We start from the raw sequence: 25721 nt of genomic DNA on the forward strand, positions 1-25721 counted from the left end.
GGAAGGCATAATGGGACAACTTACAACACATATTTTAGATACCTCTGCAGGAGTTCCTGCAAGTGGCGTAGCGATAAATTTATATCGAAGAGATGGTACAAATTCAGTACATCTTAAATCAATAAAAACGAACTTAGATGGCCGTTGTGATAAACCTTTGTTGTCAGAAGAAGAATTTGATGAGGGTTGTTATGAGCTTGAATTCATAGTGGATGATTATTATGAAGCTAAAAATATTAAGTGCCCTTTTTTAAAAGATGTCATTATTCGTTTCTATATTAGTGAAAAAACTGAAAACTACCATGTACCTCTTTTAATTTCCCCTTATAGTTATTCAACCTATCGAGGAAGCTAATGTATTTTTTGCTGAATCAAAACTCTACGCCAACAGATCTTGGCGCAATAAATCCAAATACGACTGTCCTAGAGTGGTTAAGAGATAATCAGCTTGTTGGAACTAAGGAGGGCTGCGCTTCTGGAGATTGCGGTGCTTGTACTGCAGTTATTGGTGAGATTGTTACTAATAATAAGTCTAGTAAGGTTGAGTATAAAAGTATAAATACATGCATGGCATTGGCTTATGGACTAGTTGGCAAACATTTAGTTACTGTTGAGGGGTTGGCTGAGGAGGGCAAGCTGCATCCTTCTCAAAAAGCAATGGTGCTAGAGAACGGCTCACAGTGTGGCTTTTGCACGCCTGGCTTTGTTATGTCGTTATTTGCCTTATATCAAAATAAAAACTCAGTAGATCTGCATCAAATAAACGAAGCTCTATCAGGTAACTTGTGCAGGTGCACTGGCTATAAACCAATAATTGCAGCTGCATTTTCAATGTTTAATGAGAAAAGTGACGAACCCTTAGACTACTATAAAAAAAATCAGAAGAATATTATTAAGATTTTAGGAGAATTAAATAATCCTAAGCACATAAGTTTAAGTTATAAAAAGAGTAATAAAACAATTAAATATGATGCTCCCTCAACGATAAATGAGCTCTCTAATGTTCTAATTAGTAGCACCTCAGCAAATATTATTGCCGCAGGAACTGATCTCAGCCTAGAGATTACTCAATCAATGAAAGAGTTTTCACATATCGTTAGCGTTAATCAAGTTATTGAATTAAAGGAGATTAAAGATAACGCTAAAGAATTAGAGATTGGAGCTGCAGTAAGTTATGAGGATGCCGCATCTAGTCTAATAAGTAACTGGCCTGACTTAGGTCCTTTTTTACAACGCTTTGCCTCATTACCTATAAAGAATTGGGCGACTATTGGAGGCAACATTGCTAATGCTTCACCAATAGGAGATATGCCCCCAGTCTTAATTGCTTTAGATGCAAAATTAAAGCTCAGAAAAGGTCCTGTTAGCAGAACTATTAAGTTAGAAGATTTTTTTATTACCTATAAAAAAACTGATATTCAGCAAGGTGAATTTATTGAAAGTATTATCATTCCAAAGCCTAATGAAAATCAGCGTCTAATTACTCATAAAATGTCTAAAAGATACGAGGATGATATTTCAGCTGTATGCATGGCAATAAATATTACGTCCACAAATAATAAACCAGAATCATTTAAGATCGCCTTTGGAGGCATGTCAGGAATACCTCAAAGATCAAATATACTTGAAAATTTTTTATTAAAGAATTGGCAAGAAGATAATATAGCTGCGTTATCTTATAAGGTTTTGAAAGAAGAATTTTCTCCATTTACTGATGTTAGAGCAACTTCAGAATACCGATTACAAGTATCAGCAAACTTAATTAAAAAAACTATATTGATGTATCAAGATCAGCCAGTTGAAAATCTTGCAGAATACTCACAATCAAGTTAATTCAAGGAGTAAGCAAAAATTAACAAAAATATAAAAAATTCTGCTCAACTTAAGGGTTCAATAATTGGCGACTCAATTGCTCATGATAGTGCTCATATGCATGTCCAGGGTAGTGCAACTTATATTGATGACATGCCGGTCCCAAAAGGCACTCTTCATGTTGCATTTGCATTAAGTAATGTTGCGCGTGGAAAAATAAATAAGATTGATATTGCAGATGCTCTAAAAGCTGACGGCGTTCATAGTATTCTCCTGGCAAAAGATATAGAAAATCTATATATAGGAGCGATTAAACATGACGAGCCTATTTTGGCTGATAAAGAGGTTTTATTCTTTGGCCAAGCAATTGCTGCTGTCTTAGCAGATAGTCATGAGAATGCAAGAACAGCTGCGCTCTTAATTACCTCAAATGTAACGGAGCTAGAGGCTGTGGTTACTATTGATCAGGCAATGGCTAAAAAAAGCTTTCTTGATGAACCACTAGTAGTCTCTATAGGAGATTCAAATAAAGCTATAGATTCATCAAAAAATAAGCTTAATGGAAGTCTATCTATTGGCGGTCAAGAGCATTATTATCTTGAGGGACAGGTTGCTCTGGCAATTCCAACAGAGGACAACGAGATGGTAGTTCATTCTTCGACTCAAAACCCTACAGAAGTCCAACATCTAGTTGCGCATGTTTTAGATGTTCCTCAAAATGCAATCGAAGTAATTACTCGAAGAATGGGTGGCGGCTTTGGTGGTAAGGAGACAGATTCATCTCAACTTGCGTGTGTTTGCGCTATATTTGCAAAGCAAACTACACTGCCTATAAAGGCTCGGCTCTCTAGAAAAGATGACATGTTGCTCACTGGAAAGAGGCATGATTTCAAGGCAGACTATAAAGTTGGCTATAGTGATGACGGGAAAATTTTGGGGATTGAGATAGATCTTGCAGCAAGATGTGGCTACTCACTTGATTTATCTAAAGCAATAGTTTCTAGAGCTTTATTCCATGCTGATAATACATATTTTTTGTCAAATGCTACTTTTAGGGGTTTTTTATGTAAAACAAATACCGCTTCAAACACTGCATTTAGAGGCTTTGGTGGACCTCAAGGGATGCTTGCTATAGAAAATATTATTGAAGAAATAGCCATGAATATTGGTGTTGATGCTCTTGAAATTAGAAAATTAAATTATTATCAAAAGGATACAAATAACGTGACACCTTACGATCAAGTTGTCGAAGATAATATTATTAATGAGCTCTCTAGTGAACTTATAGAAGACAGTAATTATTTAGTTAGAAGAGAAAGTATTGAAAAGTTTAATAAAACAAGTAGATATCTTAAAAAAGGATTGGCATTTTCTCCTGTGAAATTTGGTATTTCATTTACTACTCAATTATTAAATCAAGCTGGCGCATTGGTAAATGTATATAAAGATGGAAGTATATATATTAATCATGGAGGGACTGAAATGGGCCAAGGCCTATTTATTAAAGTTGCGCAGGTTGTTGCTAATGAATTCGGTGTTAATCTAGAGCGAGTAAAGGTCTCAGCTACTTCTACTGCTAAAGTTCCAAATACATCACCAACTGCTGCATCTTCTGGTTCAGATTTAAATGGTATGGCTGCTAGAGAGGCATGCTTAAGAATTAAGAGAAATTTAACTACTTTTGCGAAAGATTTCTATGGCGAAGGTAATAGTGATATTGAGTTTAAAGACTCTTTTGTTATTATTGGTAAGAAAAAGATAGCGTTTGATGAATTTGTGTCAACAGCATATTTAAATCGAGTAGAACTTTTTAGTAATGGCTTTTATAAAACACCAAAAATTTTCTTTGATGCTGTTAAACAAAAAGGCCATCCTTTTTACTATTATTCATATGGTGCCTGCGTTAGTGAAGTTATAGTTGATTGTTTGACTGGTGAGTATAAGTTATTAGCAGTTGATATTTTGCATGATGTTGGTGCATCACTTAACCCAGCAATTGATATGGGGCAAATAGTTGGAGGATATATTCAAGGTATGGGCTGGCTCTGCTCTGAGGAGCTCAAATGGAATGATTCTGGAGCACTTTTAACGATGGGCGCATCGACCTATAAAATCCCTGCAATCGGAGATACGCCTGAGCATTTTGAGGTCAAAATTAAGCCTAATATTTCTAATCATGAAAATACAATTCATAAATCTAAAGCAGTTGGAGAGCCTCCTTTGATGCTCGCAATATCAACTTGGCTTGCGATAAAAAATGCTATTTATAATGCAGATAATGAAATGCAAAATGGCCTAAATGCTCCTGCAACTTTTGAGCAAGTATTCTTTAATCTCAATAAGAGTCTTAAGTAATAAGTTATGAATAGTTGGTTGAAGCCAGTTAAGACGGCAAGTGCTTTAAATAATGGCTTTGTATTGTTAACAATTATTTCAACTAAGGGCTCAACCCCTTGCTCTAATGGAGATAAGATTGTCTTCTCTGGAGCTGAGTCAGTTTTTGGCAGTATTGGCGGTGGTAATTTAGAATTTAAAGCCTTATCTTTTGCTGAAGAATTATTAAGTCTTAATTCTAATGGCACTTATTTAAAAAAATATCCTCTTGGCGCCTCACTTGGGCAGTGTTGTGGAGGCTATGTGAATGTCATGTTTGAAAGTTTTATTCAGTCTGACGCAACAAATTCATGGATCGAAACAGTATCAAACTTACTTCAAGATAATGAAGATTTTATAGTTGCTACAATTGTAGATAGTAACTCTGAAATTGAATTTAGCAGTAAAAAATTTGTATACCTTGATGGTAATTTATCTCCAAATATTGATGACAAAAAAATCTCTAGCTTGATTACAAAAAGTGCTAAAGATCTTTTGTTATTTTCTGATAGTCCTACTATAGTGCAATTTGAAAATCAGTCAGGCGCTTTAACTGAAGTTTGCTTTGAAAAAGTCTTGACTAGTGAAGTTCAGCCAGTAGTCGTTTTTGGAGCTGGACATATTTCAAGAGCTCTGATGCCAATTTTAATTAACCTACCTATTAAGATTTATTGGGTTGATGATAGAGCAGAACAATTTGATAAATATCAGGGAGATACATCTCAAATAGATATTATTTGTGATGACTTTGTTCAGAGCATTCCTGACTTGCCAGACAGTAGCTATTGTCTCGTAATTACATACAGCCATCAAATTGACTTCGAGATTTGTGAAAAAATGATTACTCAAAATAACTTCAGTTATTTGGGTATGATTGGTTCAGAAATTAAGGGGAAAAAATTTAGAGATCGTTTTCATCAGAAGAATTTTTCTGAGGAAGTGATTAATAAATTTATCTGTCCAATAGGAGATAAGCAAAAATTCTTAAAATCACCTGCTGCAATTGCCGTAACTATTGCAATGGATTTAATTAACTTTATAGAACATAAAAGACAACCTGAATCTGTATGAAATATCAATTAGAAGTATCCAATATTACTAAGTCTTATGGAGATTTAAAGGCTAATGATAATGTTTCGCTTAGAATTAAGGATTCAAGTATCCATGCTTTGCTTGGTGAAAATGGAGCAGGTAAGTCAACTCTGGTGAAAATTATATATGGCTCGTTATCGCCAGATAGTGGTGAAATGAAGTGGGCTAATAATGAATATAGTCCTAAAAGCCCTTTTCAAGCTCGAGAAAATGGAATAGCAATGGTCTTTCAACACTTTTCATTGTTTGAATCGTTAACAGTTGAAGAAAATATAATTCTCGGACTTGATAGTGTAGGTCTAAATGACAATTTTTCTGAGCAAATAATTAAGTATTCAAAGCAATATGGCTTAGATATTAACCCACAACAAGTTGTTGGTGATCTGTCGGTTGGTGCGCGTCAACGTGTTGAAATTATTCGTTGCTTAATGCAAAATCCAAAGTTACTTATTATGGATGAGCCTACTTCAGTCTTGACGCCTCAAGAAGTATCCGATCTATTTGTAACTCTTAAAAAGCTAGCAGCAGATGGATGCGCTATCTTATATATTTCTCATAAGCTTGAAGAGGTTCGTGAAATATGCAGTGAAGCAACAATTTTGAGAGGTGGAAAATTAGTTCAAAGCTGCATACCTCAGGAGCACAGTCAAAAAGAACTTGCAGAAATGATGATTGGAAAAAAACTAACCGAACTTGCTAGAGCTAATATAGCTGTTGGTGAAAGTATTTTTTCAATCGATAATTTAAGTCGAAAGAGTGATGATATATATGGGGTTAATCTTAATAATATCGCTTTAAAAATTAATAAGGGAAGTATTGTTGGTATAGCAGGTGTTGCTGGAAATGGCCAAGATGAGTTGATGGAGCTGCTTATTGGTGAAATTTCGTCACCCAAAACAACTTTGAATTTTAATGGCCAAGATATTGGCACTCTAAACTCGCACGAAAGAAGACAGCTTTCTATGTTCTTTGTCCCTGAAGAAAGGCTTGGGCACGGCGCAGTTCCAGATATGTCGTTAGATGAAAATATGTTACTAAGCAGGCCAGATTCAACTGAAATGACGAGTAATGATGTCATTGACTGGAAAAAAGTTGCAACTCATTCAAAAAATGTTATCGATACCTTTGATGTGCAAACGCCTTCAAGCAGAATGTTAGCCAAATCACTTTCTGGAGGAAACCTACAAAAGTTTATGGTTGGAAGAGAGCTTATTCAAAATCCAGAATTATTAATTGTTGCTCAGCCTACCTGGGGAGTCGATGCGGGCTCTGCTAACAATATTCATCAGGCTTTGATTGAATTGGCTGATAAAGGCTCAGCTATATTGATTATTTCCCAAGACTTGGATGAAATATTAAGTTTGTGTGACAAAATCCATGTCCTATCTGAAGGAAAGCTTTCTGATGCTGTGGACATGAAGAGTAAAGGGTTAGAGAAGATTTCTCAGCTCATGGTTGGAGGAAAAACCCAATGATTAGACTTATTCCAAGAGTTGAGAATTCTACAGCAATGGTTCTGTTATCACCTCTATTGGCTCTCACGCTTACTGCTCTATCAGCTTATTTAATATTTGTCTTTATATTAGTAGACATTCCAGTATCAAGCGTCTTCTTCACTCTATTTGTGGAGCCTTTAATTGATTCTTACTATTTTTCAGAGCTGCTTGTTAAGGCAGCACCTTTGATGATTATTGGGCTTGGCTTGTCAATTGGATTTAGAGCAGGTATTTGGAATATTGGTGCAGAAGGCCAATACGTGATGGGAGGAATTGCAGGAAGCGCGGTAGGACTATATTTTTATAATGTTGAGGCTTTTTGGTTGCTTCCATTGATGACGATAGCGGGTATTTTAGGGGGTATGTTTTATGCGGGCATTGCAGCCTTTCTTCGAATTAAGTACCAAGTCAATGAAATCCTAGTAACTTTAATGTTGACCTATGTTGCCGTTTTGTTTTTAAGCGCAATGCTTCAAGGACCTCTTCGAAACCCATCAGGCTTTAATTTTCCAGAAAGTAGGATTTTTCATGATAGCGCTATGCTACCTATAATTTGGGAAGGTACTCGATTACATATTGGTCTGATTGTCGCAATTATTCTCTCACTCGTTGCTTGGTTTGGAATTAAAAAGCATATGTTTGGTATGCAAATAAAAATATCAGGTAGCGCACCTCGAGCTGCAAAATTTGCTGGATTTAATGACAATAAAACTGTTTGGTATTCACTACTTATATCAGGTGGACTAGCTGGTCTTGCAGGCCTCTTTGAGGCGGCTGGCCCTGCTGGACAACTGACTCCAGGACTGCCCCAATTTTATGGCTTTACTGCAATCATTGTTGCTTTCTTGGCGAGACTTCATCCGGTAGGAGTTTTATTTTCAGCGCTACTAATTGCCCTTAGCTATGTTGGTGGTGAGAATGTGCAAATTGAATACAATTTACCAAGCTCGATAACGCAAATTTTTCAAGGCATGCTTTTGTTTTACTTCTTGGCCTGCGATATATTAATTAAATATAAAGTTGTACTTTTTAAAACTAAAAACTAAAGATTATGAATGAAAGTCTATTTATTAACATCATTATTGGAATAAGCATTGCCTCAGTGCCCCTTATTTTTGCAGCTATTGGTGAATTATTAGTAGAGCGCTCAGGTGTTCTAAATTTAGGAGTTGAAGGCATGATGATTGTTGGAGCGCTCCTAGGCTTTGTTGTTATGTCTCATACTCAAAACCCTTATTTAGCTGTTCTGTCTGCCATGCTTGGGGGGATGGCCATAGCATCCATTTTTGCTTTTTTGACTCAATTTCTGCTTACAAATCAGGTTGCAACTGGGCTTGCTCTAACTCTTTTTGGGTTGGGTTTTGCTGCTTTTGCGGGCAGAGGATATACAGAGGAAACAATTCAACTTATCACGGCAGTTCCAATTCCATATTTATCTGATATACCTTATTTAGGGCCTTTACTTTTTTCATTTAATCCTCTTGTGTATTTGGCATTTTTTATGGTTTACTTAGTTTGGTGGTTCCTATTTAAGACTAAGCAGGGTTTAATATTACGCGCCATTGGCGACAATCATGATGCGGCCCATGCTATTGGCCATAACGTTGTTCGATACAGAGTGATGGCTATTTTATTTGGCGGTGCTATGGCAGGAATTGGAGGCGCATTTTTATCACTCGTTCAAGTGCCTATATGGGGAGAAGGCATGACTGCTGGAAGAGGCTGGATCGCTTTAGGTCTTGTTGTTTTTGCCTCATGGCAACCTTTTAGAATTATATTTGGAGCAATTTTATTTGGAGGAATAACTATCCTGCAGATTCATGCACAAGGGTTAAACATCAATGTGAGTGCGCAATATCTATCTATGCTTCCTTACCTGGCAACCATTGTTATTCTTGTTAGTCTTAGGATGAGATTAAAAAATAAAACAAATCGCACAGTTCCTAATTGTTTGGGTAGAATATTTCATTCAACAACTTAGTTTGATAAATAAAGTTTTGTAAGAAGTAAAAAAGTAAGAAAATTGTTAAATAACTTAAAGGAGAATAAGTATGTCTAATCGAAGTTTGTCGAGTGTTGTGAAGCTCTCGATATTAAGCGTAGTTTTAGCATTTACTAGTAATGTTTATGCTGACCCTGTTAAAGCTGCTTTTGTATATATTGGCCCAACAGGAGACCATGGGTGGACTTTTGCACATGATCAAGGCGCAAAATATGTAAAAGAAATGATGGGTGACGACGTAATCGTTACTACTGTTGAGAGTGTTGAGGAAAACTCAGATTCAGAGCGTGTTATTACGAGTCTTGCCAGAAAAAATGATATTATTTTTACAACATCATTTGGTTACATGAACCCAACAGTAAAGGTTGCGGCGCGTTATCCAGATGTTAAATTTGAACACGCAACGGGCTATATGCGTCCTACTGATAATATTTCTACTTATTCTGCGAGATTTTATGAAGGTAGACACGTTATTGGTAAGATTGCTGGAAGAATGACTGAGACTAATGTTATTGGTTATATTGCATCTTTCCCAATCCCTGAAGTAATCAGAGGAATTAACTCTGCTTATCTAGCTGCTAAGTCAGTAAATCCTGATATTGAAATCAAGATCGTTTGGGTTTATTCTTGGTATGATCCAGGTAAAGAAGCTGACGCTGCCAATGCTCTTATAGCGCAAGGTGCGGACATTCTAATGCAACACACTGATTCAACTGCTCCTATGACAGTTGCTGAAGAGAAAGGTGTCTTTGCTTTTGGCCAAGCTTCAAACATGCGTGAGTGGGGTAAAAATGCTCAATTAACTGGAATTATTGATGATTGGGGTCCTTATTACTTAGAGCGTGTTCAGGCTGTTAAAGACGGCACTTGGACTTCAACTGATGTCTTCCATGGAGTTGATTCAGGAATGGTTAAGTTCGCTCCTATGAATAATTCAATGCCTTTTGAAGTTAGAAATGAAGCTTCAAAAGCAATTATTGATTTGTCAATGGGCGCGATTCATCCATTTACAGGTCCAATCAATAAGCAAGATGGTAGTGCATGGTTAGCAGAAGGTGAAACTCCACCTAACTTTCCTGACCTACTTACAATGGACTTTTATGTAGAAGGTATTGACGCTAAGTACCCTAACTAATAAAGGTTTATTAAGTAATATTACTAATCGCGTCCTAGGCTTTGCTTAGGGTGCGATTTTTTTTAGAAAAAAATTATGTCAGAGATTTCTCACAAGTGGCTGAATGGCCTTCCAAAAATTGAACTTCATCTGCATATTGAAGGTACGTTGGAGCCAGAACTATTATTTAAGCTGGCAAAGAGAAATTCAATCCAATTGCCTTTTAATAGTGTCAATGAGGTAAAAAAAGCATATCAATTTTCAAATCTTCAAGATTTTCTAGATATTTATTATCAGGGTGCTGAGGTTTTGCTCCATAAGCAAGATTTTTATGACCTGACATGGGCTTACTTATTGATGTGTAAGCAGCAGAATGTGATGCATGTAGAGCCGTTTTTTGACCCTCAAACGCACACTGTAAGAGGTGTTGCTTTTAAAACTATAGTAAGTGGTATATCAGAGGCGCTAGCTGATGGAAAGGGGAAGCTTGGTATAACCTCTAGATTGATTATGTGTTTCTTAAGACACCTTAGCGAGGAAAGCGCAATTGAAACTTTAAAATCTTCAGAGCAATTTACCGATGTTATTTATGGTGTTGGTTTAGATAGCGCGGAGATGGGAAACCCACCAGAAAAGTTTATTAATGTTTTCAGCAAAGCAAAAGGTATGGGTTATAAATTAGTTGCCCATGCAGGAGAAGAGGGTCCCGCTAGTTATATTTGGAGCTCTTTGGACGTTTTAAATGTTCAAAGAATTGATCATGGGATAAGAGCAATCGATGATCCTGATCTAATGCTTCGTTTGATTGAGTCTCAAATGCCCTTAACTATCTGCCCACTATCAAATGTAAAGCTTAGAGTTTTTGATGCTATGGCAAGCCATACAATACTTGATATGCTTGACTTAGGAGTTTGCGTAACGGTTAACTCAGATGATCCTTCTTACTTTGGAGGGTACATGACAGAAAATTTCCTTGCACTTTATGACAGTCTAGAGCTTTCAAGAGACCAGGCAATTAGCCTTATTAACAATAGTATTGATGCAAGTTTTGCTGAAGATAGTCGAAAGAAAGAGCTTTCTAACTTGTTGCAAACGTATATTGCTGATTAGTAATACTAGTTATCTTTTTCTTCCTTACCAATTACTTTGCTGTTCATCTCAATTTCAATATCATCCATCATCTCATTATGTGACTTATCAGACCAGTCCTTGGATTGATTTTTTGTAGCACTCTTTTCTGGATTATTTTTACGGACTTTAAAGAAAGAGGAAAAAAATAAACCAGTTTCAAATAGAAGCCAAATTGGAATTGCAATTAGAAATTGCGAGATAATATCTGGAGGAGTTAATACCATTCCAACTACAAAGGCGCTAATAAATATGTAAGGGCGATTTTTTTTAAGTTTTTCAGCAGTAGTCGCTCCAAAAATAATAAGAAGGATTGTCACAATTGGGACTTCAAAGGCAGCTCCAAAGGCGAATGAGACTTTCAAGATAAAATCAAGATAGTACTGAATATCAGGGGCAAAGTTAACTGATTCAGGGCCAACACTCGCTAAGAAGTTAAATATAACTGGGAATACAATATAAAAAGAAAACAGAAGGCCAACATAGAATAGTATTGTTGATGAGATGACCAAAGGCAGCACCAACCTTTTCTCATTGCGATAGAGTGCTGGGGCTATAAACATCCATAGCTGATACAGCAAGTAGGGCATTGCAATATAGATGGCCAGTATCAATGACATCTTTAAGGGCGTTAAAAAAGGAGAGATTACACCAATTGCAATTAGATTGGAGCCTGGTATTGCTTGAACAATTGGCGCCGCTATAAAGGTGTATATTTCATCAGCAAATGGGAATAATATTAGGAAAAAAATAACTATTGCAGTAACTGAATGAAGAAGTGATCGCCTAAGTTCAATTAAATGTTGGACTAAGGGTAGTTTTTTTGATGCCTCATTATCTATAGTCATAACTTTGAATCATCCTGCTGAGCATCATTTTGATTAAAAAGGTCAACACTTGATTTGGTTTCATTGCTAATGTCAGAGATTATTGATTTTTCATCAGCCATAGACAAGTGATCTTTAAGTTCATCTGTCTTTAGCTCTTCATTTATATCTGCTTTAACTTTGTTGAGGAACTTATTAAGCTTACCCATAATAACACCGGCTTTTCTTGCCAGTGCTGGTAATCTTTCAGGGCCTACTACGATAAGGGTAATAACACCAATAATGGCAATTTCCCAGAAACCAAAATCAAACATATCGTTTCATTAAAATAAAAAGATAGTTTTTATGATTTTTTGTCAGAACTTTCATCATCGGCCTCAACTTGAGCCTCAATGACATCTTCTTTTTTTTCAGCATCAGTATCTTTCATAGATGACTTGAAGCCTTTAATTGCGCCTCCAACTTCATTACCAATATTTTTAAGACGTTTGCCGCCAAAAATAAGTAACACAATAACTAAAATAATAATTAGTTCGAATGGTCCTGGCATTCCCATATTTTTTCTCCTAAATAATTAATAAAGCTAAGTTTATTTTTTAAAAATAGTTACAGAGTCTTTGATTGTTTATATAAGCATATTTTTAATCTGTGCCCTTGATAAACAGACTCGTATCTATTTTACACTTTAAAGTTTGTTTTTTTTAAGAAGCTGATTGCCCCTATTTTAGTGACTTCTTTTAGTTTAGTTTCATATAGTGGAACGATGTGCTATTATATGGACAAATGTATTCACATGAATTCATATTTATGTATACTTTAAGATGATTTGACATATAGGCGTAAACACGTCACAAGAGATATGTAATCAATGAGGTTTTTTATAATTTAGGAGAAAAATAATGAAAAAAATATTTAAAAATCAAATAGCTCTTGCTCTAGCCGGTATCTTGGCTGGAACCTCTGCTATTGCTGGAACACTTGTCATTAATGGTGACACGTCTGATCCAGCGCCAAAGGCGGCATTTCAAGCTGTTATTGATGGCTTTGAAGCTGAGAATCCAGACGTAAACGTTGTTTACAATCTTTTTGATCATGAAGGCTATAAGGCAGCTATCCGTAACTTTTTAACTGCTGACGCTCCAGATATAGCTTTCTGGTATGCAGGTAACAGAATGGCTCCATATGTTGATGCTGGGCTTTTTGCTCCAATTGATGATGTTTGGGCTGAGCAAGGTCTTTATACTCTAATGAAATCATCAGCTGCAGGTATGACTATGGATGGTAAGAAATGGGGTATTCCATTTTCATACTACCAGGTAGGAATGTACTATCGTCAAGATATCTTTGAAGATTTAGGTATTGCTGTTCCTAAAACTTGGGATCAGTTCATGTCAGCTAGTGCCACACTTAAAGCAAATGATATTACTCCAATAACAATTGGCACTAAATATTTATGGACTACTGGTTGTATCTTTGATTACTTAAATCTTAGAACAAATGGCTATGATTTCCATATGGATCTTGCAAATGGAAATGTTGCTTGGACCGATGACAGAGTGCGCGCTACTATGGCTAAATATAAAGAGCTTGTAGATAAGGAATACTTTGATGAAAATCATGCTTCATACACTTGGCAAGAAGCCTTAGGTCCTCTTGCTTCTGGTGAGGGTGCAATGGTTTGTATGGGTAACTTTGCAGTAGCTCCATTACGTGAATTAGGTTTGGATGATTCTCAGTTAGGTTTCTTCCAGTTTCCAGAAATTACTCCAGGAATTCCTATGGCAGAAGAAGCTCCAAGTGATACACTTCACTTAACTGCGAATGCTAAAAACCCTACTGATGCTAAGCGTTTTCTAGCTTATGCTGCGCGTGCTGATGTTCAAACATCATGGAATGCAGCGCTTGGTCAGTTGCCTACTAATTCAGGTGCTGAAGTTGCTGATGATAAGTTTATTAAAGCTGGATTTGAACAGCTAAATAATGCGTCAGCTCTTTCTCAGTATTTTGATCGTGATATTCCTGCTGAAATGGCTGCATTAGGTATGGAGTCTTTACAAGAGTTCATGGTTAAACCTGAGCGTCTAGAGAAGATTCTAGAGCGTTTAGAAAAAGCTCGTCAAAAACTTTATTAAGCAATAAAGTTTTACTATGTCCCGTGTTCAAGTATTCTTGGCACGGGACTTTTTTTTAATATTTTTAATATTAAATAGTTATGTATTCTTATTGGAAAAATAATCAATTAAAGTTAACACCTTGGATTTTTCTAGCTCCTGGCATTTTTATGTTTTGCCTGTATGTTATTTTTCCAATTTTTCAATCTATAAGTCTAAGTTTTTATGATTGGGACGGGCTTGGTGAAAAGACTTATATTGGTGTTGAAAACTATATAGAACTTCTCGATGATGAGGATTTTTATACATCTTTAAAAAATAATTTAATATGGTTGATTCTAACCTTTGTTGCAATCCCAGCAGGCTTATTTTCAGCGCTATTTTTAAACCAAACAGTAAGAGGCATAAGATTTTATAAGTCTCTATTTTTCTTTCCATTTGTAATTTCTCAAGTTGTTGTTGGCATGGTTTTTAGTTGGTTTTATGATCCTACAAATGGACTTTTGAATCAAATGCTTGAAGGAATGGGATTTAATCCAGTGGCGATATTGGCAGACGAGGATTATGCTACTTATGGAATTATTGCTGCTAGTTTATGGCCCCAAACTGCATATTGTATGATTTTGTTTTTAACAGGACTTAATTCTGTAGATCCAGAACAAATTGAAGCAGGCCGAATAGATAATGCAAGAGGCTGGAGAATGTTGTGGTACGTAATCTTGCCCCAATTAAAGCCTGCAACTTTTATTGCTGTGGTTGTTACAGTAATTGGAGCACTAAGATCATTTGATTTGATTTCAGTTATGACTAGGGGTGGTCCATGGGGATCAACACGTGTTTTAGCTTATTTTATGTACGAAAAAGCTTTTTCAGAGTATGGATATCGAATGGGCTATGCGGCTGCAATTGCTGTTATTTTGCTTGCTATAATGATGGTTTACATTGCAATAATTCTTTATAGAATGTACCGCACTGAGAAAGGAGCTTAGCGATGTTTCCAACCCCAATTGAAAGAACAAAACCATTAACACGAAGACTCTATAAAATTGCATTACCTATTTCAATTATTATTTGGCTGCTTCCACTTATTGCAGTTGCTTTAACTTCAATTCGATCTGGGGCAGATATTAATTCTGGGAATTATTGGGGAATGCCAACTTCCTTTAATTTAATTGAAAACTATACTTTTATATTTACTGACTCCCCAATTGCATACTACATTCTAAATAGTTTTAAAGTTACTATTCCAACTGTTATTGGTGCTTTAGCTATTTCAAGCCTTACAGGTTTTGCGCTAGGTGTTTATAAATTTAAACTTAATTTATTAGTATTTTTTATGTTTGTAGCAGGAAACTTTATTCCTTTTCAAATACTGATGGTGCCAGTTAGAGACTTGTCACTCTCCCTTGGGCTTTACAACACAATATCTGGTCTTGTAGCTTTTCATATTGCCTTTCAATCTGGCTTTTGTACTTTTTTTATGCGTAACTTTATACGTGCACTTCCTTTTGAGTTAATTGAGGCTGCAAGAGTTGAAGGTGTGTCGGAGTTTAAAATTTTCTGGTACATCGTATTGCCATTAATGCGCCCTGCATTAGCTGCTTTATCAGTACTAATTTTTACTTTTGTGTGGAATGATTTTTTCTGGGCATTAGTTTTAACTCAAGGTGCAGACACTATGCCAGTTACTGCTGGCATAAATTCTCTTAATGGGCAATGGATTACCAATAACCATTATGTTGCAGCTGGTTCAATAATTGCTGCACTTCCACCAGTTGTGATGTTCTTTTTGATGCAAAAACACTTTATAGCTGGACTAACGCTTGGATCTGTTAAGTGATTAATCAATGGCGCCTTGATACTCTTGATCAAACTTTGGTTTTATTATCTTTGAATAATAGGCTTCCATGCCTTATATATTGGGGTCGTCGTTTACCTGACAATGAAAATCTTAACTCCTTATCTACTGCAGTGGCTAAAGATTGGGGAGACAACTTACTGGATAAAGTTCCAGAGTTATCTGTCTTACCTGAGCAGTCTGCAAATTTTCCAGGACAGCTTGGATGCAAAATGAGAGGCCTTGATGGAATGATTCTCTCTAGTAGCTTTGTTTTTCTAAAAGACGAAGCAAAAGACAACTCATTGTCCTTAGTTTTTTTGGACAAAGCCATAGAGCAAACATATACATTGACAATCATTTCCTTTGAAGAAAGTAATACGTTTAGCCTTAGTGCCAAAATTGACAGCAAAAAGCCAATATTTATGGACTGGTTTTCTGCTCCAGTAATTCTAGCACCTCAAAATAGTAATGAAATGATTGACTATGGAGGTCAATGGGGTGGTGAATTCAGAAGCCAAATAACTCCATGGGTAACTGGTACTCATCTGCGTGAGTCAAGGTCTGGAACAACAAGTCATGCAAATTTCCCTGGCCTTCTTATTCCAACCATTGAAAGCTCAGAGAATTCAGGGTCTTGTTATGGTTTTCACTACGGTTGGTCTGGAGGTCATCGTATGATTGCAGAGCAACTTCCAGATGGTCGCAGGCAAGTTCAATTTGGCAATACTGAAAATAGTGATTTAATTTCTGGAAATAGCTTCGAAACAGCAAAGCTATATATTAGCCATTCTAGTAACGGAATTAGTGGGGTTGGTAAGTCATTTCGATCTCACGTAGCTAATTCAATTATTAAGGCACCTAAGGACAATGTTAGGCCTGTTCATTACAATTGCTGGGAGGCTATATATTTTGATCATAATATTGACCAATTAAAAGAAATAGCTAGCCTTGCTTCTGAAATTGGCGCTGAAAGGTTTGTGCTGGATGACGGCTGGTTTAAAGGACGTGATAGTGCTAACTCTAGTCTTGGTGACTGGGATGTTGACAAGAATAAATATCCTTCAGGATTGCAACCATTAATTAGCCATATCCATTCTCTTAAAATGTCTTTTGGTTTGTGGTTTGAGCCTGAGATGGTTAGCCCTAATAGTAATCTTTATCGACAGCATCCTGAATGGATAATGGGCCACAAAGATCAAACTCTTGGACGAGATCAGTTGGTTCTTAATATTGCCATTAAAGATGTTGAGGATTACCTTTTTAAGAAAATTTCAGCATTGTTAACTGAGTACCCAATTGAGTATATTAAGTGGGACCATAATCGAGTTCTGCCTTATCCTGACGCTTCGCAAACAAAAAGCCTGTATGTTCTTCTTAAGCGAATTAGATTGGCGTATCCAAAAGTTGAGATTGAATCCTGCTCATCAGGAGGTGGACGAATAGATTATGGTATTTTAGAAAATACACAAAGGGTTTGGTTGTCTGATAGTAATGATGCAATTGAAAGGTTACGTATTCAGCATGAGGCAATTTTATGGCTGCCTACTTCGATAACGGGCAGTCATGTTGGGCCAAAGGTTTGTCACACTTCTGGGCGTGAACTTCCACTAGCATTCAGAGCGTGGGTGGCAGCTCAAAGGCATATGGGATTTGAGATGGATCCTCGTGAACTCTCACCTTCAGATAAAGCACTGCTAAAAGCCGTTACTAACTGGTGGAAGGAGAATCGTGAGTGGATGAAAGATGCAAATATTTTACGATTACCTTGTGTCGATAAAAGCATAACCGCTGAAATTCAAATTAATTCAAGCGAGAATCACTTTGTTGTTTTTGCTGGCCAAAATGCCTTATCAGAATTTAGCTCACCAGTTCCATTGGTCCTATCTGGGCTAGACTCAATGGCAATGTATAATGTCTCGTTATACAACAAAAATCACATCAACTCTCTTAGTAAATCAAATGGTGGTCTTTTGCAAAAAACATTTAAGCTTAGTGGGCAATTTTTAATGAACCATGGACTGCAGTTACCTAAAGCTTTTCCAGCTAGCATGATGGTAATAGAAGGGGATAAAGCTGCATGAGTAAAGCTAACAAGCGTCGATCATCGAATTGGTATGGAAAAATGGATAAAGATGGTTTTATCCATCGCAGCTGGATGAAAAGCCAAGGATTCCCAGACCATGTTTTTGATGGACGCCCAATAATTGGCATATGCAATACTTGGTCTGAGTTAACCCCATGTAATGCAGGTTTAAGAACTTTAGCTGAAGGCGTTAAGAGAGGTGTTTGGGAGGCAGGAGGACTGCCACTTGAGTTTCCTGTAATGTCATTAGGTGAAACCCAAATGAAACCAACCGCAATGCTTTTCCGAAATCTTTTGTCTATGGATGTCGAGGAAAGTATTCGCGCTTATGGAATTGATGGCGTTGTTTTACTCGGTGGCTGTGATAAAACTACCCCAGGGCAATTAATGGGTGCAGCAAGTGTCGATTTACCGACAATTGTTGTTTCTTCTGGCCCAATGCTTAATGGAAAATATAAAGGTCAAGATATTGGTTCTGGAACTGATGTTTGGCGCTTTTCTGAAGATGTCAGGGCGGGTGATATGTCTTTACAAGATTTTATGTCTGCTGAGACAGGAATGAGCCGCTCATCGGGGGTTTGTATGACAATGGGGACTGCATCCACAATGGCAAGCTTGGTTGAAGGGATGGGCTTAAGTTTACCAACGAATGCGGCTATTCCAGCCGTTGATGCAAGGAGAATGGCTCTTGCGCATATGACAGGAAAGCGCATCGTAGAAATGGTGGAAGAGGGTTTGAACTTATCCAAAGTTTTAACAAAAGAGAGCTTTCAAAATGCGATTACATTGAACAGCGCAGTTGGCGGTTCAACGAATTCAGTAATTCACTTGTTGGCTTTAGCGGGAAGAGCTGAAATTGAACTTACTTTGGAGGACTTTGAGAAAGCGGCAGATATACCGCTTCTTGTTAATTGTATGCCTTCAGGTAAGTATCTAATGGAAGATTTTTGTTATGCAGGAGGAGTTCCAGCAGTATTAGAGCAAATTAAGAATCATATAAAACCTGCTAATACGGTTCTAAACAAAGATATAACCAGCTACTTTAAAGGTGCTGAAACATTCAATGAGGACGTCATTCGGCCAATAAATAACCCACTAAAGCCTGCTGCAGGGTTAAAAGTATTAAGAGGGAATTTGGCTCCAAATGGAGCAATTATTAAGCCTGCTGCTGCAACAGAAGAATTGTTAAAGCATGAAGGTTTGGCTTATGTATTTGAAGATATTGAAGATCTAAAGGCTAATATTGATAGACCTGACCTTCCAGTAACAAAAGACTCTATTCTAGTTTTAAAGGGGTGTGGGCCAAAGGGCTATCCAGGAATGCCTGAGGTTGGTAATATGCCAATACCAAAGGTATTAATTGAACAAGGTGTTCGAGATATGATACGTATTTCAGATGCTCGAATGTCAGGCACTGCCTTTGGAACTATAGTGCTTCATGTGTCTCCTGAGGCAAATGTAGGTGGCCCTATTTCAATAGTTGAGACTGGTGACCTTATTCGGCTTGATGCTTTTAATGGAGTACTTGAGCTGTTAGTTACAGAGTCTGAAATTGATAAACGTCTTAAGGCAAGGAAAGAGCCAAAAGTAAATTACACCCGTGGATACGCAAAACTTTATATTGATCATGTCATGCAAGCTGACAAAGGTGCAGACTTAGACTTCCTAGTAGGCAAAGACACTCGCCTTCCAACACGAGAATCTCATTAATGAATAATTACGCAATTTTTAAAGATTTAGAGGATGCTTCAGTTTTTATAACTGGAGGTGGCTCAGGAATAGGGGCTTCATTGACAGAAGGCTTTTTAGCCCAAGGCGCTAAAGTTGCTTTTGTACAGAGATCAGATTGTGATGAATTTCTAGATGAAATTTCCTCAAAATATAAATATAATCCCTTATTTATTAAATGTGATATTACTGATATTGATGCTCTAAAGTCTGCAATTTCAGATGCTAGCAAGGCTAATGGTGGAATTAATGTGCTTATAAATAATGCCGCTAATGACACACGCCACACTCTTGATGCTATGACAACAGAAGAATGGGATCAGTCAATTAATATCAATCTAAGACCTCATTTCTTTTCAGCACAGGCTGTAGCGCCTTTTATGAAAACTCAAGGTGGTGGCAGTATTATTAATTTTTCATCAAATTCTTACATGATGGGCAATGCAGGCTTGCCTGCTTATGTTACTTCTAAAGCTGGTATTACTGGCCTAACAAGAAGTTTAGCGAGAGAACTTGGCGCTGATGGCATTAGAGTGAACACATTAATCCCAGGTTGGGTTTTGACTGAAAGACAGCTAAAGCTTTGGGCAAATGAAAAAGATTTAGCAATTCACATGGATAAACAATGCATTAAGGAGCACTTATTGCCTAATGATTTAATTGACTCCACTTTATTTTTAGCTTCGAACGCATCACGAATGATGACTGGCCAAGCTTTAGTAATTGATGGTGGTGTAGTAGTTACTGGATGACAATGAAAAAATATATAAATAAAGTTTTTTGGATTGCTGCAGACTGGGGTACAACTCATATGAGAGCATGGGCTATGGATGAAAAAAATAACATCTTAGCCTACAGTGAGTCTGATAAGGGAATGAAATATCTCCAAAAAAATGAGTTTGAGCCAGTACTGTTTCGCCTCATTGAAAGTTGGCTAGTTGATGATAGGGAAATACCTGTAATAACTTGTGGGATGGTTGGAGCTCGTCAGGGGTGGGTTGAAACACCATACAATGAAACTCCTTGTTTGCCAATTAATAAAAGTCAACTTACTTTTGTGACCACAAAAGATAAAAGAATAAAAGTCGCTTTAGTTAGAGGAATAATGCAGTCAGATCCACCTGACATTATGAGAGGGGAAGAAACGCAAGTTTCAGGTTTTTTGGATTTTAACCCAGGCTTTAATGGAGTTATTTGCCTGCCTGGAACTCATACTAAATGGATTAAAATACACAATGGAGTAATAGAAGAATTCACTACTTTTATGACTGGTGAATTGTTTGGTGTAATTTCTCTTAATACTTTGCTTGCTCATTCAATTAATACAGAAGGTTGGCATCAAAAAAGCTTTGATAAAGGCGTTGGAATTGGGTATAAAAATCCAGGTTCCATAGCCTCAAGTCTTTTTTCATTAAGATCTAAATCTATAATTAGTAACTTAAACAAAGATTCTTCTAGGGCAATGCTTTCAGGCATTCTTATTGGAGTTGAACTTGATGGCTCCCAAAATTATTGGATGCAAAATAAAATTGTACTTATTGGCTCTGGTACTTTAGTTAAAAATTATCAAAATGCCATTCAGTTTCTTGGAGGAAAAAGTGAAATTTTTAGTGTTGAAAAAGCAACTATTGCTGGATTAATTTTCGCTTATAAGCAATTTTTAGATCAATGATGAGTAGAAATATAATTGCTATATTACGAGGCGTTAAACCAAAAGAGGTTCTTGACATAGCTTATGTTATTCTTAACGCCGGAATAAGCCAAGTCGAAGTACCTCTTAATTCACCTGGTGCCTTAGAAAGCATTGAGCTGCTTCGTGATGAATTTGAAGGATCAATTCAATTTGGCGCAGGAACAGTAACAGATATAAAGCAGGTTGAAGTTCTTGCTAAAATTGGTGTTAATTTTATTGTTTCGCCTAATTTTAATCCTGATGTTGTTAAAGCAACTAAAGAGGAAAATATATTGAGCTATCCAGGAGTTATAACTCCAACAGAGTGTTTCTCTGCAATACATTGTGGAGCTGATGGTTTGAAGTTTTTTCCAGCCTCTCTTATTGGAGAAGACAATTTAATCGCATTAAAGGCTGTTTTGCCATCAGATATGCCTCTTTTCATGGTTGGCGGTGTTGGTCCAAAAAACTTTTCATCTTGGATCAAAGCCGGTGCTACTGGTTTTGGAATAGGCTCAGGGTTATACAAGGCTGGCGAATCCCCAAACATAGTTTCTAAGAAGGCTGAGTCGATTGTTTTGGCTTATGATGAAGCGCAATAATGATAAGTGACTATCTTCCCTTAGATTCGTCTGATTTGGGTGAAGGCCCATTATGGCATCCAAAACTAAAGTCTCTATTCTGGTTTGATATAAATTCCTTTAAGATGCATAACTGGAATAATTCTAAACTTAAAACTTGGGTATTTTCTGAGCCAGTTTCGGCCGCAGGATGGATTGATGAGGAGCATTTAATGGTTGCGACTGCATCCTCATTAACTAAACTTACCTTAGCAACTGATGAAAGAGAGGTGATCGTTGATTTAGAGGCTGATATGGTTCACACCCGATCAAATGATGGGCGCGCTGATCCATGGGGCGGTTTTTGGATTAGTACAATGGGACTTAATGGGCAAGCAGATGCTGGATCTATTTATCGCTTCTATAAAGGTGAGCTAAGACAGTTACACCAGAATATTACAATCCCTAATAGCATTTGCTTTTCCCCAGATAAAAAGTTTGGATATTTTGCAGATACACGTAAACAGAAAATTTGGAAGCAGAAATTAGATGAATCTAATGGCTGGCCTGCTCATGAGCCAGTTATTTTTGTTGATCTGGAGCCTCAAGGTCTTCGTCCCGATGGCTCAGTATGTGATAGTGAGGGATTTCTATGGAATGCGCAGTATGGCGCCTCTAGGCTGGCAAGATATAGCCCTTATGGTCAATTGGATCAAGTAGTTAACTTTCCAGTTTCCCAGGTTACTTGTCCTGCTTTTGGCGGCGACTCATTAAATACTATTTATACTACTTCGGCCTATCAGAATTTAAATAATGAAAATTTAAAAGTTGAGCCTTTAGCTGGTAGAGTATTTTATTTTCAATCAGAGATAACTGGTTTAGCTGAATATCAAGTTAAATTATGAGAATACTATGATTCCAAAACTAGGTAGTTGTTATTATCCAGAACATTGGTCAGAGACTCAATGGAAAAAAGATGCTAAGGATATGATAGAGTCAGGCTTAACTTGGGTTCGAATAGGTGAGTTTGCGTGGAGCCGATTAGAGCCTGAAGAGGGTGCTCAAAATTTTAAATGGCTTGACCAAGCTATTGAAGTATTAGGAAATGCTGGATTGAATGTGGTTATGAGCACTCCAACTGCAGCTCCTCCAAGGTGGGTTGTAGATAAATGGCCGGATATGCTACTAGTTGATTCTGATGGACGTTCTCGTAAATTTGGCTCAAGGAGACATTACTGTTTTTCTCATCAAGGCTATCTCCAGGAATCTTCAAGGATTACAAGGCTTGTTGCAAAGCGATATGGAAAAAACCCTTATATTAAAGCATGGCAATTAGATAATGAATATGGCTGTCACAACACTACGTTGTCTTTTAGTACTTCATCAGAAAGCTCGTTTAAACTTTGGTTATCTAATAAATATAAGACGATTGAAAATCTTAATGAGTCTTGGAAAAATGTATTTTGGTCGATGGAATACAATAGTTTTGAGCAAATTGATTTACCAAATTTAACCGTTACTGATGCGAATCCAATTCATGAATTAGACTTCAGAAGGTTTAGCTCTGAGCAAGTAGTTAAGTTTAACCGCGCCCAAGTTTTAATAATGCGCGAACATACAAAAATGCCACTTATTCATAACTATATGGGAAAAATTACAGATTTTGATCATTATGAAGTAGGTAATGATTTAGATATTGCTAGTTGGGATAGCTATCCTTTGGGCTTTTTAGAAGATCGATCGACTCAAAATGAAGACTTTAAACTTAAATTTATGCGCTTTGGAGATCCTGATTTTCAGGCATTTCATCATGACCTATACAGGACTGTTGGGCGCGGCCGTTGGTGGGTAATGGAGCAGCAACCAGGACCCGTGAATTGGGCTCCTTACAACCCTGAACCTGCTCGCGGAGCGGTTAGGCTTTGGTCTTGGGAGGCCATTGCTCATGGCGCAGAAGTGGTAAGTTATTTTCGCTGGAGACAGGCTCCTTTTGCTCAGGAACAAATGCACGCTGGCCTGCAAAGACCTGATGGTGAAAGCGCACCCGGTTTAACTCAAGCTTCTCAAGTTAATTCTGAGTTAAAAGAATTTGATGGCATTCAGCAAGTTCAATCAAAGGTCGCTATAATTTTTGATTATGAAAGCTGTTGGGCATGGGAAATTCAGCCTCAAGGTAAAGACTTTAGTTATTTTGAATTAGTTTATGAATACTATAAGGCTCTTCGAAGCCTTGGTTTATCAGTTGATATACTCCCTCCAAATCAAAAAGATTTAACTGGATATAAAATTGTACTTGCTCCTGGATTAATGCATTTTGATACAGATCTTAAGGCGGCAATTCAATCCTTTGAAGGCATTTTAATTTCAGGCCCAAGATCTGGCTCAAAAACATTAGATATGGCTATTCCAAAGAATTTACCACCAGAAGTTCCTGGCGTTGTTGGCATTGTTGCTAGTGTTGAGTCTTTGAGGCCAAATGCCAGTATTTCAATTAAAGCTGGAGGTAGTTTTAATCGCTGGATGGAAACTTTAGTAGATTGTGATAATGTTATTGAGGAATGTGAGGATGGCCGTCCAGCACTCATTGGACAAACAAATAGACTATATTTAACGGGTTGGGGTAATCAGGAGGCGTTAACAAGAATATTTAGGGATGCTTGTTTATCTCAAAATATTTCTACAATGGATCTGCCTGATTGCGTAAGAGTACGTGAAACACATAAACATCGATTTTGGTTCAACTACAGTGAGAAAGAAACGAATGTCAGTTCAGTTAGTCTTCCTCCTTCTGGGGTTTTCTGGGAACCTCTTTAACAAAAGGTTATTTGACTCGAAGTTCGGTTTTAGGGTCAAAAAATAGGGCTGAAGTTGTGTTTGCTTCTATTCCAACTTTTGATCCTGTTAAGGGCAATTTTTCCTCTCTTGACTCTACAACAACTCTTTCACCACTCAAGGTTTTTAAGTAAACATACGAAATGTCTCCAAGAGCTTCAGTGAATTCTACTTCAAGATCTCCTGACTTAGTGAGCTTTAATTGCTGAGGCCTTAATCCTACAATTAACTCTGACTTAGATGAGGCAACTGCTTTACTTACTTTGATTTTTGAGGACTTAAGATTAGGTATTATTAACTTTGAATCAACAATATTTCCTTTTAAAAAATTGATTGTTGGTGAGCCAATAAAGCATGCAACAAAAATATTTTGTGGATCTTCATATAACTCTAATGGTTTACCTACTTGCTGAATTAAACCCTCTTTTAGAACGACTATTTTATCGGCGAGTGTCATTGCTTCTACTTGGTCATGGGTGACATAAATGATAGTTGTCCCTAGTTCACGATGAAGACGAGAGATTTCAACGCGCATTTCAACCCTAAGTTCCGCATCAAGATTTGATAAAGGCTCATCAAATAAAAATACTTCTGGACCCCTTACAATTGACCTTCCAATGGCAACTCTTTGTCTTTGTCCACCTGACAAGGTTTTAGGCTTTCTATCCATGTAATCTTCAAGGTGCAAAATACTCGCAGCATCATTAACTTTCTTGTTAATTTCATCAGTAGGAACTTTTGTCATTTTAAGACCAAAGCCCATATTTTCTCTAACCGTCATATGCGGATATAAAGCGTAAGATTGAAAAACCATTGCAATGCCTCTGTCCGCTGGATGCATGGTAGTGACGTCTTTATCACCAATATGAATCTCACCAGTGGTTACTTCTTCAAGGCCAGAGATCATTCTGAGTAATGTTGATTTTCCACAGCCTGATGGCCCAACAAAAACACAAAATTCACCATCCTCGATTTCTAAATCAATTCCATGAATAACTTCCACTTTATCGTATTTCTTTGTCGCTTTAGATATCTTTAATGATGCCATATC

23 protein-coding genes are annotated in these 25721 nt (G+C 37.1%); 19 read left to right on the top strand and 4 right to left on the bottom strand.

All coding sequences use genetic code 11. The annotated features are described in order from the left end of the window. Positions 1-10: 10 nt before the first annotated feature. From uraH to AC5YGD_RS04195, 9 genes are all read left to right on the top strand, one after another. Entirely contained in the window at positions 11-355 is a 345-nt protein-coding gene (gene uraH / locus AC5YGD_RS04155) for a hydroxyisourate hydrolase (protein ID WP_502319143.1), read from the top strand. Continuing rightward, a complete protein-coding gene (xdhA, locus tag AC5YGD_RS04160) occupies positions 355-1833 on the top strand; it encodes a xanthine dehydrogenase small subunit (protein WP_502319144.1) in 1479 nt (492 codons plus the stop codon). The genes uraH and xdhA overlap by 1 nt, the downstream gene beginning before the upstream one ends. A gap of 96 nt (positions 1834-1929) precedes the next feature. After that, positions 1930-4167: a xanthine dehydrogenase molybdopterin binding subunit gene (gene xdhB / locus AC5YGD_RS04165; RefSeq protein ID WP_496142259.1), complete on the top strand. Its 2238-nt coding sequence runs from the start codon at positions 1930-1932 to the stop codon at positions 4165-4167. 6 nt (positions 4168-4173) lie between these two features. Continuing rightward, entirely contained in the window at positions 4174-5256 is a 1083-nt protein-coding gene (locus AC5YGD_RS04170; RefSeq protein WP_496142261.1) for an XdhC family protein, read from the top strand. Beyond that, the gene (locus AC5YGD_RS04175; protein WP_496142262.1) at positions 5253-6752 is read left to right on the top strand and encodes an ATP-binding cassette domain-containing protein; all 1500 of its coding nucleotides are present in this window, start codon (positions 5253-5255) and stop codon (positions 6750-6752) included. The genes AC5YGD_RS04170 and AC5YGD_RS04175 overlap by 4 nt, the downstream gene beginning before the upstream one ends. Further along, positions 6749-7819, top strand: coding sequence for an ABC transporter permease subunit (locus AC5YGD_RS04180; protein WP_496142263.1), 1071 nt, complete (start codon positions 6749-6751; stop codon positions 7817-7819). The genes AC5YGD_RS04175 and AC5YGD_RS04180 overlap by 4 nt, the downstream gene beginning before the upstream one ends. Before the next feature lie 5 nt (positions 7820-7824). Beyond that, positions 7825-8754 (top strand): ABC transporter permease, encoded by a 930-nt coding sequence (locus tag AC5YGD_RS04185; protein WP_271558741.1) that lies wholly within the window; start codon positions 7825-7827, stop codon positions 8752-8754. Positions 8755-8824: 70 nt separating this feature from the next. Further along, positions 8825-9910 carry a BMP family ABC transporter substrate-binding protein gene (locus AC5YGD_RS04190; RefSeq protein ID WP_416688239.1) on the top strand — a complete coding sequence of 362 codons (1086 nt, stop codon included), beginning with the start codon at positions 8825-8827 and terminating at the stop codon, positions 9908-9910. A gap of 75 nt (positions 9911-9985) precedes the next feature. Beyond that, a complete protein-coding gene (locus AC5YGD_RS04195; RefSeq protein ID WP_496142264.1) occupies positions 9986-10999 on the top strand; it encodes an adenosine deaminase in 1014 nt (337 codons plus the stop codon). Between the two features lie 5 nt (positions 11000-11004). Here the strand turns inward: AC5YGD_RS04195 and tatC are convergent, their stop codons facing one another. Genes tatC through tatA form a run of 3 tightly spaced genes read right to left on the bottom strand, consistent with a single transcriptional unit; the run spans position 11005 to position 12400 of the window. Further along, positions 11005-11865 carry a twin-arginine translocase subunit TatC gene (tatC, locus tag AC5YGD_RS04200; protein WP_496142265.1) on the bottom strand — a complete coding sequence of 287 codons (861 nt, stop codon included), beginning with the start codon at positions 11863-11865 and terminating at the stop codon, positions 11005-11007. Continuing rightward, positions 11862-12158: a Sec-independent protein translocase protein TatB gene (gene tatB / locus AC5YGD_RS04205; protein ID WP_496142266.1), complete on the bottom strand. Its 297-nt coding sequence runs from the start codon at positions 12156-12158 to the stop codon at positions 11862-11864. Before tatB ends, tatC begins: the two co-directional genes overlap by 4 nt. A 29-nt stretch (positions 12159-12187) precedes the next feature. Beyond that, on the bottom strand, positions 12188-12400 hold the full coding sequence (gene tatA / locus AC5YGD_RS04210) for a twin-arginine translocase TatA/TatE family subunit (protein WP_496142267.1): 213 nt from the start codon (positions 12398-12400) through the stop codon (positions 12188-12190). Positions 12401-12743: 343 nt separating this feature from the next. On the opposite strand from tatA, the gene AC5YGD_RS04215 reads away from it, so the two are divergent. From AC5YGD_RS04215 to AC5YGD_RS04260, 10 genes are all read left to right on the top strand, one after another. After that, complete coding sequence (locus tag AC5YGD_RS04215) at positions 12744-13976, top strand: ABC transporter substrate-binding protein (protein WP_416679409.1); 1233 nt, start codon at positions 12744-12746, stop codon at positions 13974-13976. Positions 13977-14056: 80 nt separating this feature from the next. Beyond that, positions 14057-14944, top strand: coding sequence for an ABC transporter permease subunit (locus AC5YGD_RS04220; RefSeq protein WP_496142268.1), 888 nt, complete (start codon positions 14057-14059; stop codon positions 14942-14944). A 2-nt stretch (positions 14945-14946) separates the two neighbouring features. Further along, positions 14947-15795 carry a carbohydrate ABC transporter permease gene (locus AC5YGD_RS04225; protein WP_114115399.1) on the top strand — a complete coding sequence of 283 codons (849 nt, stop codon included), beginning with the start codon at positions 14947-14949 and terminating at the stop codon, positions 15793-15795. Then, on the top strand, positions 15795-17876 hold the full coding sequence (locus AC5YGD_RS04230) for an alpha-galactosidase (protein ID WP_496142347.1): 2082 nt from the start codon (positions 15795-15797) through the stop codon (positions 17874-17876). Before AC5YGD_RS04225 ends, AC5YGD_RS04230 begins: the two co-directional genes overlap by 1 nt. Beyond that, positions 17873-19588, top strand: a complete 1716-nt coding sequence (locus tag AC5YGD_RS04235) for a dihydroxy-acid dehydratase (RefSeq protein WP_496142269.1) — start codon at positions 17873-17875, stop codon at positions 19586-19588. Before AC5YGD_RS04230 ends, AC5YGD_RS04235 begins: the two co-directional genes overlap by 4 nt. Continuing rightward, positions 19588-20358, top strand: a complete 771-nt coding sequence (locus tag AC5YGD_RS04240; protein ID WP_496142270.1) for an SDR family oxidoreductase — start codon at positions 19588-19590, stop codon at positions 20356-20358. The genes AC5YGD_RS04235 and AC5YGD_RS04240 overlap by 1 nt, the downstream gene beginning before the upstream one ends. Positions 20359-20360: 2 nt before the next feature. Beyond that, complete coding sequence (locus AC5YGD_RS04245) at positions 20361-21278, top strand: 2-dehydro-3-deoxygalactonokinase (RefSeq protein WP_496142271.1); 918 nt, start codon at positions 20361-20363, stop codon at positions 21276-21278. After that, positions 21278-21880, top strand: a complete 603-nt coding sequence (locus AC5YGD_RS04250; protein ID WP_496142272.1) for a 2-dehydro-3-deoxy-6-phosphogalactonate aldolase — start codon at positions 21278-21280, stop codon at positions 21878-21880. The genes AC5YGD_RS04245 and AC5YGD_RS04250 overlap by 1 nt, the downstream gene beginning before the upstream one ends. Beyond that, the gene (locus AC5YGD_RS04255) at positions 21880-22743 is read left to right on the top strand and encodes an SMP-30/gluconolactonase/LRE family protein (RefSeq protein ID WP_496142273.1); all 864 of its coding nucleotides are present in this window, start codon (positions 21880-21882) and stop codon (positions 22741-22743) included. The genes AC5YGD_RS04250 and AC5YGD_RS04255 overlap by 1 nt, the downstream gene beginning before the upstream one ends. Positions 22744-22750: 7 nt before the next feature. Beyond that, positions 22751-24652, top strand: coding sequence for a beta-galactosidase (locus tag AC5YGD_RS04260; RefSeq protein ID WP_496142274.1), 1902 nt, complete (start codon positions 22751-22753; stop codon positions 24650-24652). Between the two features lie 7 nt (positions 24653-24659). Here the strand turns inward: AC5YGD_RS04260 and AC5YGD_RS04265 are convergent, their stop codons facing one another. Next, complete coding sequence (locus AC5YGD_RS04265) at positions 24660-25718, bottom strand: sn-glycerol-3-phosphate ABC transporter ATP-binding protein UgpC (RefSeq protein ID WP_496142275.1); 1059 nt, start codon at positions 25716-25718, stop codon at positions 24660-24662. Positions 25719-25721 lie beyond the last annotated feature (3 nt).

It is taken from the genome of Candidatus Pseudothioglobus sp. uisw_070, assembly GCF_059512545.2.

Bases quoted from the DNA above. Each gene is read 5' to 3' on its own strand.
- uraH (WP_502319143.1), top strand. From the start codon at position 11: ATGGGACAACTTACAACACATATTTTAGATACCTCTGCAGGAGTTCCT.
- AC5YGD_RS04215 (WP_416679409.1), top strand. From the start codon at position 12,744: ATGAAAAAAATATTTAAAAATCAAATAGCTCTTGCTCTAGCCGGTATC.
- AC5YGD_RS04185 (WP_271558741.1), top strand. From the start codon at position 7,825: ATGAATGAAAGTCTATTTATTAACATCATTATTGGAATAAGCATTGCC.
- AC5YGD_RS04180 (WP_496142263.1), top strand. From the start codon at position 6,749: ATGATTAGACTTATTCCAAGAGTTGAGAATTCTACAGCAATGGTTCTG.
- AC5YGD_RS04255 (WP_496142273.1), top strand. From the start codon at position 21,880: ATGATAAGTGACTATCTTCCCTTAGATTCGTCTGATTTGGGTGAAGGC.
- AC5YGD_RS04170 (WP_496142261.1), top strand. From the start codon at position 4,174: ATGAATAGTTGGTTGAAGCCAGTTAAGACGGCAAGTGCTTTAAATAAT.
- AC5YGD_RS04220 (WP_496142268.1), top strand. From the start codon at position 14,057: ATGTATTCTTATTGGAAAAATAATCAATTAAAGTTAACACCTTGGATT.
- AC5YGD_RS04225 (WP_114115399.1), top strand. From the start codon at position 14,947: ATGTTTCCAACCCCAATTGAAAGAACAAAACCATTAACACGAAGACTC.
- AC5YGD_RS04195 (WP_496142264.1), top strand. From the start codon at position 9,986: ATGTCAGAGATTTCTCACAAGTGGCTGAATGGCCTTCCAAAAATTGAA.
- AC5YGD_RS04235 (WP_496142269.1), top strand. From the start codon at position 17,873: ATGAGTAAAGCTAACAAGCGTCGATCATCGAATTGGTATGGAAAAATG.
- AC5YGD_RS04175 (WP_496142262.1), top strand. From the start codon at position 5,253: ATGAAATATCAATTAGAAGTATCCAATATTACTAAGTCTTATGGAGAT.
- AC5YGD_RS04190 (WP_416688239.1), top strand. From the start codon at position 8,825: ATGTCTAATCGAAGTTTGTCGAGTGTTGTGAAGCTCTCGATATTAAGC.
- AC5YGD_RS04250 (WP_496142272.1), top strand. From the start codon at position 21,278: ATGAGTAGAAATATAATTGCTATATTACGAGGCGTTAAACCAAAAGAG.
- xdhB (WP_496142259.1), top strand. From the start codon at position 1,930: ATGCATGTCCAGGGTAGTGCAACTTATATTGATGACATGCCGGTCCCA.
- AC5YGD_RS04260 (WP_496142274.1), top strand. From the start codon at position 22,751: ATGATTCCAAAACTAGGTAGTTGTTATTATCCAGAACATTGGTCAGAG.
- tatA (WP_496142267.1), bottom strand. From the start codon at position 12,400: ATGGGAATGCCAGGACCATTCGAACTAATTATTATTTTAGTTATTGTG.
- tatC (WP_496142265.1), bottom strand. From the start codon at position 11,865: ATGACTATAGATAATGAGGCATCAAAAAAACTACCCTTAGTCCAACAT.
- tatB (WP_496142266.1), bottom strand. From the start codon at position 12,158: ATGTTTGATTTTGGTTTCTGGGAAATTGCCATTATTGGTGTTATTACC.
- AC5YGD_RS04245 (WP_496142271.1), top strand. From the start codon at position 20,361: ATGAAAAAATATATAAATAAAGTTTTTTGGATTGCTGCAGACTGGGGT.
- AC5YGD_RS04265 (WP_496142275.1), bottom strand. From the start codon at position 25,718: ATGGCATCATTAAAGATATCTAAAGCGACAAAGAAATACGATAAAGTG.
- xdhA (WP_502319144.1), top strand. From the start codon at position 355: ATGTATTTTTTGCTGAATCAAAACTCTACGCCAACAGATCTTGGCGCA.
- AC5YGD_RS04240 (WP_496142270.1), top strand. From the start codon at position 19,588: ATGAATAATTACGCAATTTTTAAAGATTTAGAGGATGCTTCAGTTTTT.